We start from the raw sequence: 14,621 nt of genomic DNA, 5'->3' as shown, positions 1-14,621 counted from the left end.
TCACAGGGGCAGGTGATGAATACGCCGGATGACGTGACGGAGATGTTGCACCTGAGGGTGTGTGGGTGAGGTCTGAAGCGGATTGCGCGCCAGCTGGGCTGCAGACGGTGAAGGACTACGTGGCGCGGGTGGGTGAAGCCTTCAAGTCGCCTGAGCGGGCGAAGCGGGTCATGGCCTTGAAGGCTGGCTGCGCGAGAGGTTCATTCGACATCGCGGCAATGCGGATGCGGTCCGTCACGACCTGTTGGCCGAAAACGGCTTGGCGGTCAGCCGGCGAACGCTGCGACGCGCCGTGCAGCCCTACCGCCAGGCACTGAAGGCCGAAGCTCTGGCGACGACCCGGTTCGAGACGCCCCCGGGGCGGCAGCTACAGATCGACTTCGGCGAGCGTCTGGTCGATATCGGCGGGGCGAAGGTCAAAGCATTTGTGTTCGTGGCGACCCGCGCCGAAAAGCAAGAGCACTGGTTCGCTGGGCTCGAGAGCGCATTCACGACCTTGCCGGAGGAAGTGCTGAAGGACAATCCACGCGCGCTCGTGGTGCGCCACGACAGGTGAGCCGGTCGGTTCAGTTTGACGACAAGCTCATCACGTTCGCGAAGCATTGGGGCTTCCGTCCTCGCGCCTGCGCACCGTATCGGGCGCGCACAAAGGGCAAGACGGAGAATGGCGTCCGCTACGTGAAGAAGAGCGTGATCGCGGGGCATTCCTTCGCGAGCTGGGAGGCATTCGAGACGCATCTCGCCGAGTGGGAGGGCGGGGTGGCGAACGTACGTATCCACGGCACGACGGGCGTGGCGCCGATCACTCGCTTTGCGTGTGACGAGGTACACCGGTCGAAGCCGCTCGGCGTCGCTCGGATCGCCGCGCGAACTGGCCCGCGTCGTCGGCAACGATTGTGCTGTCGAGATCGATACGAACAACTACGGTACCCTGGCGGCTGATCAGCGAGCGCGTGGCGGTGACGGTCGCGGCTGGCGAGGTGCGCATCCACCATGGCATGCGCGAGGTTGCGGTCACAGGCAATCGGAGGATCGCCGGCTGCGGATCGTCGAGTTCGCCCACCTCGACGGGGTTGCCTGTCGCGATGGCGCGGTCTGCCAACCAGCAACCGCGACACCGACAGTGCCGGCGCCTTCACCACTGCCCTCGTTGTTACGTCCTCTTGCCGAATACGAAGCTACGATCGGAGGGAGCTTCTGATGGTGCGTACAAAGAAGGTCACCGAAGCACCAATCGATTGGCTGGGGGCCATGCTGGCGCGCTCGCAGCTCTCCGGCATCCGCGACCAGCTCGACAACCTGCCCGACGAGACGGCGCGCGTGAACCTGTCGGCGCGTGAGACGCTGATCCTACTGTGCGAGCGCGAGGTCGTGCGCAAGGATCATAGACGCAGCCGTCGATCGACCGAAGCAGATCCGCGACCTGGCCGCCGTCACGTTGGATCGCCAACGGCGAGAACGTGCTGCTGCTCGCGCGCTCGAGTCAGGTTCATGCTGCCCACCTCGCTACCCCCTTGGAGTTGAGTTTCTTTTTGACCCGGATCGCCAGACGATGGCCGCCGGAACCGCCGCGCCCTTGACTTGGGGATGTTCCAGATCAACCGCTTTGACCATCCACGGTGCGCCTTTGCACAGCTGCTGCGCAGGCAAGCTCTGTTCTTCGATCAGACGGCGAGCCGTCGAAGGACTGACTTTCAACGCAGCTGGGCGCGCTCGTCCTCTCGGTAGGCCGCGATGGCGTGTTGGTTGCGCAGACTGCGAACGCGGACGCGGACGCGGGCCCAACTGTTGCCACGCCCTGTCGACCTACTGGCGCGGTTGAGAACCGCGGCGATGATGCTGTCGGGCATCTGACGCGCGAGGACACGAACGAGATCGACCACATCCGCCGCGGTGCTCGCCGGTGCGGTTCCTCCTCACCTGCAATGCCGTGTGATCGCCGCCATGCCAGTGGACAATCAAGTCCAGCACCTCGTCGCGCATGCGCACAACGATCTCATTGATGAAGCTTCGGATGATCCTGTTGCGCGTCGCAGCTGTTGCACCCGGACTTTCCCAAGCTCTCTTGAGTTCGGAATCAAGCGCAAGTAACCGATCGCGATCGATGTCGCTCAACGTCATCTCCGGCGTAGCCAACAACGTGTCGCGCTTGCCCTCAAGCTCGCGGACAGCGACCAGGCGTTCGTTCCAGCGCCGCTCCAGCTCGCCGGCAACAAGGCGATTGTCCGAATCGACAGCCTCGTATCGCCGAGGAGCGCGAGTTGCCTCGTAGCGTGCCTGCTCCAGAGTCAACTCGAGCTGACGCAGCTTGTCGGCGTGTTCACAGCCGCGCGCTTCCATGGCCGCCAGCGCTGCCTGTATACCCAGCGGCTGCAGCCGCGCGATGACCTCCGCGCTGATCGCGCGATCCGCGCGCAGACCGCCTAATGAGATGCACGGGTCTCCACCATGGTTGATCTGGCTACCGCGGCAATGATACCGCCCGACAGTACTGTGCGTACCGCTGTAGGTAACGTGAAGTTTGCGGCCGCAGTGGCCGCAACGAAGAACCCGCGAGCCGGCCTTCGCCGCTGCGAACCGAGCCTCGACTCATGAAGCGTTTTCCGTTGGCGTTGTCGGTGATCAGGCCCTGATTCTTCTCGAACTCCGCCCACGTAATGTAGCCCTCATGGTGGTCCTTGATCAAAACCTCCCAGTCGTTGCGCTCGCGCCGGAAGCCCCGCACGATCCTCTTGCGGCCGGCCTCGATCGTCACCCGACTGCCCGAGCGCCCGAAGACATAGGCGCCAGCATAGGCGGGATTGGTCAGGATGTGGTAGATCGTATTGTACACTGGTAACTTCCATTCGACGTGGCGGCCCTCGGGGCCATGGCCGCCCCCCGGGCAAAGTGATTCGCTCCTGCCGTAAGCAGAGGTGGACCTGGCGCGGTGTCTGCATCTCGGCAAACTTGGTGAACACGAGTGCGAGCGCCTCCTGAATGCGCCGATCAGGGTCCTTGTCGATCCGATCGTTGGAGACCTTGAGATAGCCGATGGCGACGTTGAGGAAGAGCTCACCCCTGCGTGCCTTCTGCTCCAAGGCTTCAAGCGAGCGTTGCCGAACGATAGACAGCTCCATCTCGCTCATCGTGCCTTTCATGCCAGCAGAAGGCGATCGTTGGGATGGCGAGGATCGTCGACGCCATCCTCATCGACGATCAGTGTTCCAACGAGCCCGTAGAACTCCAGGAGCGTATGCCAATCCTGCCGTTGCGCGCCAGCCGAGAGGCCTCACTCGAGACCACAGCGCCAACTTGCCCTTCGCAAATGGCGGCGAGCAGCTTCTCGAAACCGGGACGCGCGGTGCCGCCACCAGAGCGACCGAGTTCGTCGTCGATTGCGGCCACCTCGCTCCAGCCCAGCTGCCGGGCAAGGTCGGCCAAGCCGTACTAGCGGCGCTCGCTCTCGCGGTTGTTGATGACCTGGTCTGCCGTCGACTGGCGAACGTAGACGACGGCCTCAAAGCAGATCCGCCGCTTCCGGTGGATCGTCTACTGGAGGCGCGTCTTCTTGCCGCGATCCTCGACCGGCTCCTGCACCACCGCCACGTGCTGACGATCCGCGGCGACAGCTACCGACTCCGCGCCAAGAGTGGCTTCATCAAACCGCCGACCGCCGGTGACGGCCGTCCGGTCGGCTCCGCCTCCCTCCGTCCCGTCACCGGCGGAAGCGACCATCAAACGTCCGATGGTGGGGGCAGTTCTTCATGACGAAAAGGGGGCAGTTCCGGATGGCGTTCGACAGACTATGCTCAAGGTTGAACCCGGGCCAACTCAGCATCAAGGGCGGATAGATCCCTACCTATTCTGGGGAGGTCTTCGCTACATTGCCTTCTGATATGCTGCCCCGACGACTACAGTTTTCCAAGACAGAACGAAACAACATGACTCACCACGTGGATCTCGGACCTGGTGTGGCAAGCATACCAGCGCCAAGAAATCTTCCAAACCGTTCCGATCAGGGAGTGAGTTGGAACAAGTCCTACGAAGCCATCAACGCTTGTGGCCAAAAACCTCTTTTACGAGAGTTACTCACGCAACTACGTCAGCCTGCTGTCTTTCCCACTATGGCAAGGATCGCGGCGGATACAACTGACCTGGGCGTCAAGTACGACGAGGGCACGACAGCAACGTTTTCGCTCGATAGAGCTAACGCCGTTGTGCGAGCGATCGACACGCCTGACGATCAATCAATGCACGAAAGCTCTCGCGCGATCCCAAGTTGCGTTGTTCAGTAGGTCGACGGCGGCAGCGTCGTGGTATCCAGTCCCGTTGCCTTGATCCGACAATCGCGAATCGCGGCGATGATGCGCCGAGACAAGAACATCAAGGAGCGCGGACAACATGCGATAATTGGAAAGCCGCTGTACTACGCATATGAGTCTCGCAGACGAAAGCTCTCTCTGCCGGTGACCGCGGACACGACGTTGGCAATGGAGGTTTCGCACTTAGCATGTGTTTTGACCAAGAAACTTACGAGAACCGCTCAATACGAGACGAGGTGATGATTCCTTGCCTAGTCTGGACCTCGACGCGCGACACTTGGCTGGCTGTTTGCTCGTGCCGGAGCCCGGTTCAGGCAGCCATCGCCCGATGTTCGCCATGCCCTGACTTCTTCGCACTTGCAATATCAAAGGCGTCCTCATGTCATTCCCTTCGCGGACGGTTGCAGGCTGCCGAACCGTGTCGACCTTGAGAACGTCGGAGCTTCCTTGGGAAGGGCGGGGCGGGTTCCAGATAGGGCGTGGAAGCGCAGAAGCCCGCCAGGAATATGTAGATCCAAGCATTGCCTACCAAGGAGCCTTCGTCCGAAGTGGCCGTCAAAGTCAGCCGTCTGAGACAGGCGGAGATCTCGGAAGGGAAACCAAATGCACCCGGCGAGTCCCCGTCGGTGCATCCATTCCGCTCACCGTCAGATGTGTCGATGCCATGCTCCTCCTTGGAAGGCCAATGCCAAAACAGAGCCCCGAAACGACTTCATGACAGAAGAATCAGATATCAGATCTGCGAACGCAAACATTCGTGCAAGCACTGTCTGGACAATTGTGCTCGGCTTTGCCGCGGATCCGTTGATGCGTTGGAGCTGGCCTGACCCAAGGCAATACCTTAGAAGCATGCCTCAGTTCATTGACGCCTGTGGGGGCCGAGCATTTGCACATGGCACAGCCTACGTCGCGGGAGAGATTCGTGGCGCGGCCCTGTGGCTGCCTCCCAACGTGCAGCAAGATGAGGAGGCATTGGATGCAATCATGGCGCTATCCCTGCGCCCGGAGATTACCGAGGATATGGCACACTTGCGGCGGAGAATGGCCGAACATCGTCCCCACGAGCCACATTGGTATCTGCCACTCATTGCCGTCGATCCGAACTGGGTCGGAAAAGGGCTTGGCACGTTGCTGATGAACTACGCCCTTCAACGATGCGATGAGGACGGCATTGTTGCCTACCTCGAAAGTTCGAACCCTGAAAACATTCCCTTTTACCAACGTCACGGCTTCAAGGTCGTTGGTGAGATACAACACGGTTCTTCGCCGCCGCTCACGCCAATGTTGCGAACGGCTTCATTCCGACCCAGCAAGGCCGCGCCGCCGGATCGGCTCGTCACCCAGACTCAAGCATAGCTCCGCCTCATCCCGTTAGGATTGATTGCCAATAACCTGACATGACCGCGTTCGGTCAGGACGGCTTATGTTCGCGGCCAGACAACTGAGCACGTGAGGCGGCTCGCCGGGCCTGCGAAAAGCATACCAATCGTCTCTTCGGCAAAGTTGGCACGTCTGATGTGAGAGCTGGCGGGGTCAAATCCACTAAGCTGGGATATTGCCACGGGCGGCTGCATCGATTTGCGGTCGGGCTCCAGACAATTTTTGATCTAAGGCCACAGAAAGCGATGAATGGCGAGACGCGTATGGCTACCGAAACCCGATCCGGCCCAACTCAATTCGCGGACCGCGAACCGATCGATGCCAACATTCAGGATGTCCAGGGTTGCTGTTCCCCTGTTGGAGAATTTGCGACGCCACTTCCAAAGGTTTGAGCACATCTTGGCCGATCGCAGGCGCTGGGTCGTCGAGCGCACCTTTGCGTGGCTCGGCAGATGTGGGCATCTCTGCAAAGACTTCGAAGGTTCCGCCGCTACCGAGCTCGCCTGGCCGCTCGTCGCCCATCTGAGGCTCCTAACTCGCCGATTGGCCAGGCCTTGAGACATCTATGTTTTTTGAGTGAGGCTCTCAGGACAGGCGCTCGGCGAATTTCGAACCTCGACCTCGGGGCTGCTCCAACTGGTTAACTTGACTGTGCCGTCTTGACGAGTCTGGGCAAAGGCTTCTATATGTGGTGTCGTAGTGGTTTTAAATTCGCATATATGGTGGCACGGTGTTAGGGGGGAACCCATTGTGTCGGCAGCGGCTATTCCGAGGCATTAGCGCGACAGCGCTGGGAAGGCCGACAGCCGCAGCGACCCGCGAGCCAGGAAACCTACCGCGACAGAACCCATGTCCTCGGGCGGGGTGCCCGGTGGGTCGCTTGCAGCCGGGGACATTTGCCCGGTCCCCTCGCAAGTCGTCCGCACGGTCCCAGCCCCCAAATATCACGGGGTTGCCGATGTCGGCGTCTTACGATTTCGATCAGTATGGTCATCTCATTGAGCTGCCGAGTGTGCGGCAGCCCTCAGCGCAGGCAAAGCCTACCACACCTGAACTGTGTCTTGTGCAGCCCCCAGCATTGCCGGCTCCCCTGCCGAGGCCCCCCGCGCGATCGCCAACTCCGTCTGACCTTTCGCTCGATCGGTCGCGCGACGACCTGCTGACCTCGTTTGGTAGGCTGACGCTGACCGACCGCTATCTGCTCGCCGGCGAAGGCCTCCAGGACATGTTCGCCCGAGTGTCTTGCGCCTTCGCGGACAATGTTGCGCATGCCCAACGTCTATATGATGCGATGTCTCGGCTGTGGTTCATGCCGGCCACACCGGTGCTCTCCAACGGCGGCACGACGCGCGGCCTTCCGATCTCGTGCTTCCTTAACTCAGTGTCGGACTCGCTCGAAGGCATCGTCGGCACCTGGAACGAGAACGTCTGGCTTGCTTCCAATGGCGGCGGCATCGGCACCTACTGGGGTAATGTTCGCTCAATCGGCGAGAAGGCGAGGGGCGGCGTCACCTCGGGCATCATCCCGTTCATCCACGTCACGGACGGCCTCACGCTGGCGATCAGCCAGGGCTCGTTGCGGCGCGGCTCGGCGGCGGTCTATCTCGATATCCACCATCCCGAGATCGAGGAGTTCCTCGAGATCCGCAAGGCGTCTGGTGACTTCAACCGCAAGAGCCTCAACCTACATCACGGCATCAACGTCACCGACGAGTTCATGTGTGCCGTGGGCGCCGGCACCGCATTCGCTCTGCGCAGCCCGAAGACTAACGAGGTCGTCCGCGAGATCGACGCCCGCCAGCTGTGGCAACGCATCCTTGAGAACCGGCTGCAGACCGGCGAGCCTTATCTCTTGTTCATCGACACCGTGAACCGTGCGCTCCCCAAGCACCAGCGCGAGCTCGGCCTCGAGGTCTCGACCTCCAACCTGTGCAGCGAGATTACCCTGTCGACCGGCATCGATCATCGCGGCGAGGAGCGCACCGCGGTTTGCTGCCTGTCGTCGCTCAACCTCGAGACCTGGGACCAGTGGAATGAGGAGCCCGGCTTCATAGAGGACGTCATGCGCTTCCTAGACAACGTGCTCACGCACTTCATCACGGTGGCGCCGGACGGAATGAAGCGTGCCCGCTACGCCGCCCTGCGCGAGCGCTCCGTTGGCCTCGGCGTCATGGGCTTCCACTCGTTTCTCCAGGCCAAGGGCATTCCAATGGAGGGTACCTTGGCCAAGTCATTCAATCTGAACATGTTCCGAAAACTCCGTCGCGAAGCCGACGCCGCATCCGTGGCGCTCGCTCGCGAGCGTGGCCCGTGCCCGGATGCCCTGGAACGCGGCGTGATGGCGCGCTTCAGCCACAAGATCGCAATCGCGCCGACCGCCTCGATCAGCATCATCTGCGGGGGCACCAGCGCCTGCACTGAGCCGATCCCGGCCAACATCTACACCCACAAGACGCTATCCGGCGCCATCTCGGTGCGCAATCCGCACCTCGCTAAGGTGCTGGCCGCGAAAGGCGCCGACACCTCGGCGACCTGGGAGTCGATCATCGCGCACGACGGATCGGTCGCCCATCTCGACGTCCTGTCGGAGCACGAGAAAGCGATCTTTCGCACCGCCTTCGAGATCGACCAGCGCTGGATCGTCGAGCTTGCCGCCGACCGCGCCGCGTTGATTTGCCAGAGCCAGTCGATCAACCTCTATCTGCCGGCCGACGTCGATAAGTGGGACCTCCACATGCTGCACTGGACGGCGTGGAAGCGTGGGGTGAAGAGCCTCTACTACTGTCGATCAAAGTCGATCTCGCGCGCGGCGTTCGCCGGCAAGATTGCCGGGGATGCAACGCCGACGCAGCAGCCGGCGCGGCAGCGCACCGACTATGAGGAGTGCCTCGCATGTCAGTGATCGATCTATCGCGCGCCGATCCGCGCACGTTGATCGGCAAGGGACGCGTCGGCCTCCTTGACTCGACCGGCAGCTACGACGTCGATCGCTATGCCTGGGCTTACGAGTTCTGGAAGCGCCAGCAGCAGACCCACTGGATGGGCGAGGAGGTGCCGCTCGGCGCCGACCTCAACGACTGGGCTTCGGGCCGCGTCACCGACAGCGAGCGCGCGCTGCTCACCCAGATCTTCCGTTTCTTCACTCAGTCGGACATCGAGGTCGGCGACAACTATTTCAAGCGGTACATTCCGATCTTCCAGCCACTCACCGTCCAGATGATGATGGCCGCTTTCACTAACATGGAGACGGTTCATATCGACGCCTATGCCCTGCTACTCAAGACGCTCGGTATGCCTAAGACCGAGTTCGAGGCATTCCGCGGCTATGCGCAGATGCGCGCCAAGGCGGACTACATGCACGAGTTCGGCGTCGACAGCGTGGCGGATGTCGCCCGTACCCTGGCGATGTTCGGCGCCTTCACCGAAGGCATGGCCTTGTTCGCCAGCTTCGCCATGCTGCTCAACTTCCCACGCCACAACAAAATGAACGGCATGGGACAGATCGTAAGCTGGTCAGTGCGCGACGAGAGTCTCCACTGCGAGGGCATCATCAAGCTATTTCACGAATGGCACCGCGAAACCGGCGCGGTGACGCGCCCCGTCCGCGACGACATTGTCGACGTAGCCAAGACCATGGTGAAGCTGGAGGAGAACTTCGTCGAGCTCGCCTTCGGCCTTGGCAAGATCGAGGGGATGCTGCCTGAGCATATCCACGCCTACGTCCGCTACGTCGCCGACTGGCGACTGGCCCAACTCCGGATTGCCCCGGTCTTCGGCTTCTTCGAGGCGAAGGAGGGCGGGTTCACCCAGCTCAAGGCGCATCCGCTGCCGTGGCTCGTCGAGATTCTCAATGGCGTCGAGCACGCCAATTTCTTCGAGCAGCGCGCCACGGAGTACTCCAAGGCGGCGAGCCGCGGCAGCTGGGACGGCGAAGACGGGGTGTGGGCGACTTTCGGCCGTATCTAGCCCATTTTATTCATGCTAGCGGCATTGACAGCGGCAGGCGCCGATAGTCGTCGCCGTCACCCGCCAGCATGACAAAGGCATAGAACCGGACCTCCTCATCGTGGCGTCTTGATTGCAGCGCGACAAAGCCGGACACACAGATGGTTTGTTGGGTTAAGCCGGTACATGCGCTCCATTGCTGATGGCGGCTAGGGTTTACAGTATTTCCGCAGGTCGGTGAGGTGGGTCTCGTCAACCACCTTCATGAAGTCAATCAGCGCAACACGGCTACGCCCTTGAGCAGACGAATGTTCTCGATGATCGCCACGGCCGCCCCCCTCTTAGGGCTAGAGGGGATTACTATCACGCAATCGGAAGTTGTAAAGAGGGGCAACCCTGTCAAAGGGGGTCATCTTCATTGCAGCCCGGTCGGATCAGGCAAACCGATTTGTTCTTCATCCCCCTTCGCGTTTGATTTCGTCGCCGACCCACTGGCGGTCTTCCTCGGCCGTGGCTTCGCGGAGGTGATCTACTACGAGCAGACGCTGGCAATGCGGCTCGGATGACAGCCGCGTTTCTGTCCTAACACAAGAGTTCCGCTTCAGCGCTGCCGATCCACCTCTCGAGATTTTGCATCCGCTCTCCGAGGCGCTCCCAATTGATCCGCGCCAGCGGGGGTTCGGCAGGCTGATCGGGCGCAGAGATCGGCAGCGACGATGACGCAAGCCATCACGTCGTCGACGTTATGTCCCACCCTCGCACGAGCGCCGCTTCGACCGCTCGTCGGCCTTTCGTCCGAGGTGGCCAGTGCGGCCTCGACCTGGTCGACCAAGTCGTAGCACGAAGGTGCGCCCGGCTCGCACCTCGGCTCGCATTTCAGTGCGCTGCCTGTGCGATGAGCGTGCTGCGGCCGACCGGAACGATTGTAATCGATGACCTGTGTCTCCCTAAGCGAGGGCCGGGTTAACTACGACGGTCGACAAAACTATTTTTTGCCTCATCATTCTCCGACGGCCGGAAAGCCGACGGTGATGCAGGTGGAGGCACGGGGCCGGGAAATCGGCGCAGCCAGCCACTAAGCGGCTGGCGTTCGACCACGGCAGCACGCTTGAGTTCGCCGCGATCTCGCCGTGGCGCTGCGTCATAACCAGATCAGCCAGATTCCTTTGAACCACGCCTAACCAGCTCGAGCCGATGTACCGACAAGAAGCCGATAGCGCTATTGATGCGAGTCCCTGTTGCCAAGGTTTCTATGCCGCGATGCGGCTCAGGATATTGGTGCGAACCCGCGCCATTTTGGCGAAGATCGATCAATAGGTCGTGGCGATCACGCCACCCCACCGGTAGTTCACACGGACCAAGCCGATATCGACGTCCTGACCGATACGGGCAGTCCCTGCAAAAGTGCCCACCGGAACACCCACGAGTCCGGGTGAAAAAAAGAAATCCACATCCCGACGACCCATGAACAGGTGGTCGTATTCAACGCCGATGGACCAGTTCGGAGCAAAGCCAAATTCAAGGCCCGCCCCTACCGTGCCGCCCCAACGAGTTTCGCTGCCGTTGTCGATAGTGAGCCCGGTCGCAAAATCGGAGACCCGGTATTTGTCACGGACGACTGCAGCCCCACCTCTTACATAGAGCAGCACGTTATTCCAAGCATAGCCGACTTGGCCCGTGAACAGGCCGAATGCATCAAGCGTGGAGTCATCCCGGACGCCTGCGAAAGCAAGGTTCGCGTTGGAGCCCTTGAAATCGGCCCAATTGCCCTGCGTCTCCAGACCGAACACCGAGTTCGCTATTTGCCAGCGGTAGCCGATGTGACCGCCCACCGTGCCTCCCGTCGCATGATGGCGCCCCATGCCAACGGGCGGAGCGACGACCACGCCGCCGGCGTTGACCACGTCCCAGCACTGCCGACGTAGAAGCCGCTCCAATCATAGATCGGAATGACCGCCGGAGGCGCTTTGAAGTAAGGCCGCGCGGCCGGATCAACGGCAGAGGCAGGAGCAGCCAGCGTGTTGAGGGCTACCGTGCCCGCTAGCAATTTTTTTATTCTTCTGAATCCCAGTTTCGAATTCGACGCCCCCGACGGGATATTGACGACGATTGCCACGTTTCCGCCACCTCCATCAACTGCAAGGGTTGGTAGTTGACGGGGTCGCAAGCGCCGCCTGAGCGGCCGGTCGATGGGCAAAGTGCATGTCGGGTCGGTCGCGGATGCTGTCCGCCGACTGTTGATTAAGTGGCTTGACCCGAAAATGTCTAATCGCGGTTACCCGTCCTGCGCGGCTTCGAGCACATCAGCATGACAAGAGTCAGCGCATCGACAGCGAGTCAGTTTCCTGATTGCAGCTGCTCCGCGTGTCCTCGTTCCGCCCGTATCGACCGTTCGTCGGCCATTGGATGCAAGTGTTCCCGCTTACGGCGAAGCTTCGACGGACGAGCCGCATTCAATCCATTTCGTTCCGGGCGGACGATGCATCCGCAGTAAGACGGAGGCGTGTGTAGGGGCCGGCGATAAGGCTCGGCGCCGCATCGAGTTAAGAGTCCAGAATTTCTTGCTGCGGCTGGCCTTCTCGATCACGGCCAGTACCCTCTTCGATACATGAAATTTGAGCCGCGAAACAGGCCGAGCGACATCCCGAGAACTGGCTATTCCAGGAGCTCTCACAGAACTCCCAGCCGAGTTCGGTATTGAACGACTGCGCTCGGAGCGGCCGACTACGGCACCCATCTCCAACAGCCACGTGAGCCGGTTGCTGGAAGACCGGGCGCCGTGTCGTCTTCGCCTTCATCGTCACCGAGTTCGATGCAGAAGCTGCAACGGCGCAGTTCGGCAAGGTCGCCGATCCGCTCCGTCCCAAACTCGAAGCGGCGATGATCCCTGAGTGCGCTCTCGCGCATCCGAAGCTGAGCAAAGGCGTCAAACGAACGGCGCCTTCGAGAGCTATCGCACGCTCGATCCCGTGGCTCTGCTGGCGGAGATGAGGGACGCCAAGATCGAGCTCGGCACGCGTATCGGCGCCCGGCCGCCCCTTGCTTGCTGCCAACGGAGGGAGAGGCTACTGCGATAAGAAATATCATGTCTTGTCGATACGGGCTTAGTCGTGTCGCGTGATCATTTTCATTCACGACGCATCCTCGATTGTCGAATTAGCGAACCAGGTTCAAGGCATTCGCTTTTGCGGAAAATGCTACCCCCTGCGCCGAAATGTTACTGTCCGCTGCAATCGATTTGGTTCGGCTTGATACCCCGGAACTGTCCACGCAAGGCTGTGACTGTGATTTGTTTTGACGGGGTCTTCGTTGGCCCACCACGCATCATATTCATACGCTGATTTCGGGAGGGAGCGACCGATAAGCATCTCGATGTCGGCAAAGGTCATCTTGAGCGAGGCAGAGCTGTTTGCGACCAGCTTGTCTCTCAAAGGGTTATAGATCGACATCGGGCTCCCCCATCCAACGATCTCATATTATATAGCCAATCCGGACTTTTCGTCACCAATTGCGGATTTTGTCCGATATTTGTCGGTTTTCGTTCGCAGCGGCACTGACGCCGCCGCGACATCATGTCGAGCAGCAGCCACGTCTGCGCCGAAGGCAGGCGGACGTACCACCTTTTACGGCCCTGAACATCGGCCTGAGCGGCTCTCGAGCAATGAAGCTACCGAAACGATATAGCCTATCCGGAGACTTTCGTTCATCTCGATGTGTTAGGCCCGCTGGCATTGGCATATGTTCGAAGAAAAGCGCGAAGCCGTGCCTGCCATTGAGATGCCGGTTTCGGCTCTTGTGCTACAGCATCGCAAGTGGGCCGCCGGTCGGGTGGAGATATCCTCCGGTGGCCCTGACGGTCAGTTTCAATGCGCTGTCATGCTTTTAAGCGGCTAGCGTGGCCGCCATGGATCCGACAGGTGCATGCAGACGCTCGCCCCGCAGCACAGGGGAATTGCGGCTTTACCAGAATTAAGCAGCGCCTCGATGAGGCGACCCAAGCCCAGCAACAGGAACGCTGGTGCTTGAAATCGCCCTCAGGCCTCGGAGCTTCTCGGCGGCGCTCCAACTACTGAGAGCCTCGTGTGTTAGATACGTCGCGGCCAATTCATTCCAGGATCTCACGACCTGATTCCAGCTCTCTTTTCGGGCGGGCAAGAGCTCAAGCATCCTTTGCGCCTTGCGGGCAGCGGCAAACCTCCCGTCTCGCGTAGCGTCTTTCAGAATTCTCCGCACCAACACTTCGGTTCGCTTCCATCCGGCGCCCGTCGATCTATCCTCGGCCAAGGAAGCGAAGTACACTCGAAAGGTCAGGGCACGTTCGGCGGCGATGCCCGATGCCAAGCTTGGCTCGTTCAACCATCGGTAAAGAGACTCGAGCTGCTCCGAGTCGCCGAGCGTGAAAGTGTCATCATCCCCGAAAACCAAGAATGTCGCGAAACCGGCGATCTCAAGTTGCATGCCCAAATCTTGTGAGTCCAGCCAACGGGTGATTGCTTCTAGTGGAGACATAGCTTTGCTCTCCTGTGGGGTTGATCGCGATTCAGCCCGGAGGACACCGCGCGGGTCAACTACAAGAATTTGTAGCTGACGGAAATAAAGAGCTGTCAGGCGTGCCGCCGCTATGGTGTTTCTGCATTGAACGGAGGGATTTCCGAAGGACGGCTGAGCAGCGCCACCCCGCGCCGACGACTTGCAAATTCCGAGCCTCGTTACTCCAAGAGGCGCTTGTTCGATTGGAGAAGATTCGGCGGCTTGCGATATCCGTTGGAACATCAAGGACGAGCCCAACCCCGACCAGCTCGAAGGAATTGACGCTCTGAAGCACGGTCGCTAGGGCAAGGTTGTAATCTTTGAGGCGATCAGCGAACATGACGGATGTGCGGATTGACACTTCGACGTGGGAGCGCGAGTACGGGAAGAAGCCAAGCGGGCGCCGCTATCGGCGCTTCCGGATCATATCGCCCAGTATTGCAGTCAAAGACTATTAATTAA

The 14,621-nt window shown here is 60.6% G+C and carries 11 protein-coding genes, 3 pseudogenes and 1 riboswitch; of the genes and pseudogenes, 8 read left to right on the top strand and 6 right to left on the bottom strand.

Features of this window, described 5'->3' with window-relative positions; translation table 11 throughout:
• Positions 1 to 259: 259 nt before the first annotated feature.
• Positions 260 to 556, top strand: coding sequence for a hypothetical protein (locus BJA_RS00070; protein WP_125459292.1), 297 nt, complete (start codon positions 260 to 262; stop codon positions 554 to 556).
• 246 nt (positions 557 to 802) lie between these two features.
• On the opposite strand, the gene BJA_RS42735 is transcribed toward BJA_RS00070, so the two are convergent.
• Positions 803 to 1,102 (bottom strand): hypothetical protein, encoded by a 300-nt coding sequence (locus tag BJA_RS42735; RefSeq protein ID WP_028144341.1) that lies wholly within the window; start codon positions 1,100 to 1,102, stop codon positions 803 to 805.
• Between the two features lie 98 nt (positions 1,103 to 1,200).
• Here BJA_RS42735 and BJA_RS42730 point away from each other — a divergent pair, with 98 nt between their 5' ends.
• Entirely contained in the window at positions 1,201 to 1,524 is a 324-nt protein-coding gene (locus BJA_RS42730) for a hypothetical protein (RefSeq protein ID WP_014490252.1), read from the top strand.
• 282 nt (positions 1,525 to 1,806) lie between these two features.
• On the opposite strand, the gene BJA_RS00055 is transcribed toward BJA_RS42730, so the two are convergent.
• The 3 genes and pseudogenes from BJA_RS00055 to BJA_RS42715 form a co-directional block, all read right to left on the bottom strand.
• Complete coding sequence (locus tag BJA_RS00055) at positions 1,807 to 2,340, bottom strand: transposase (protein ID WP_011082845.1); 534 nt, start codon at positions 2,338 to 2,340, stop codon at positions 1,807 to 1,809.
• A gap of 334 nt (positions 2,341 to 2,674) precedes the next feature.
• Positions 2,675 to 2,833 (bottom strand): annotated as a pseudogene (locus tag BJA_RS42720) (recombinase family protein); the annotation flags it as partial.
• A 365-nt stretch (positions 2,834 to 3,198) separates the two neighbouring features.
• Complete coding sequence (locus BJA_RS42715; RefSeq protein WP_231088716.1) at positions 3,199 to 3,387, bottom strand: recombinase family protein; 189 nt, start codon at positions 3,385 to 3,387, stop codon at positions 3,199 to 3,201.
• Between the two features lie 159 nt (positions 3,388 to 3,546).
• On the opposite strand from BJA_RS42715, the pseudogene BJA_RS00040 reads away from it, so the two are divergent.
• From BJA_RS00040 to BJA_RS00015, 6 genes and pseudogenes are all read left to right on the top strand, one after another.
• Positions 3,547 to 3,750, top strand: a pseudogene (locus BJA_RS00040) (ATP-binding protein); the annotation flags it as partial.
• Between the two features lie 1,268 nt (positions 3,751 to 5,018).
• Positions 5,019 to 5,660 (top strand): GNAT family N-acetyltransferase, encoded by a 642-nt coding sequence (locus BJA_RS00035; protein ID WP_043900134.1) that lies wholly within the window; start codon positions 5,019 to 5,021, stop codon positions 5,658 to 5,660.
• Between the two features lie 435 nt (positions 5,661 to 6,095).
• A pseudogene (locus BJA_RS00030) lies at positions 6,096 to 6,242 on the top strand (transposase); the annotation flags it as partial.
• Positions 6,243 to 6,367: 125 nt separating this feature from the next.
• Positions 6,368 to 6,538, top strand: a riboswitch (cobalamin riboswitch).
• A gap of 104 nt (positions 6,539 to 6,642) precedes the next feature.
• On the top strand, positions 6,643 to 8,586 hold the full coding sequence (locus tag BJA_RS00025; RefSeq protein WP_014490246.1) for a ribonucleoside-diphosphate reductase subunit alpha: 1,944 nt from the start codon (positions 6,643 to 6,645) through the stop codon (positions 8,584 to 8,586).
• On the top strand, positions 8,577 to 9,650 hold the full coding sequence (locus BJA_RS00020) for a ribonucleotide-diphosphate reductase subunit beta (protein ID WP_014490245.1): 1,074 nt from the start codon (positions 8,577 to 8,579) through the stop codon (positions 9,648 to 9,650). Before BJA_RS00025 ends, BJA_RS00020 begins: the two co-directional genes overlap by 10 nt.
• Positions 9,651 to 9,937: 287 nt before the next feature.
• Positions 9,938 to 10,195, top strand: a complete 258-nt coding sequence (locus BJA_RS00015) for a hypothetical protein (RefSeq protein WP_014490244.1) — start codon at positions 9,938 to 9,940, stop codon at positions 10,193 to 10,195.
• 744 nt (positions 10,196 to 10,939) lie between these two features.
• Here the strand turns inward: BJA_RS00015 and BJA_RS00010 are convergent.
• Positions 10,940 to 11,533 carry an outer membrane protein gene (locus tag BJA_RS00010; RefSeq protein ID WP_011082835.1) on the bottom strand — a complete coding sequence of 198 codons (594 nt, stop codon included), beginning with the start codon at positions 11,531 to 11,533 and terminating at the stop codon, positions 10,940 to 10,942.
• 1,293 nt (positions 11,534 to 12,826) lie between these two features.
• Positions 12,827 to 13,078: a DUF7662 domain-containing protein gene (locus tag BJA_RS00005; RefSeq protein WP_014490241.1), complete on the bottom strand. Its 252-nt coding sequence runs from the start codon at positions 13,076 to 13,078 to the stop codon at positions 12,827 to 12,829.
• Between the last annotated feature and the right edge of the window lie 1,543 nt (positions 13,079 to 14,621).

This window comes from Bradyrhizobium diazoefficiens USDA 110 (assembly GCF_000011365.1).
Lineage (GTDB): Bacteria > Pseudomonadota > Alphaproteobacteria > Rhizobiales > Xanthobacteraceae > Bradyrhizobium > Bradyrhizobium diazoefficiens.
The sequence above is the reverse complement of the archived record's forward strand: the minus strand, read 5'-3'. Positions and strand labels throughout refer to the sequence as shown.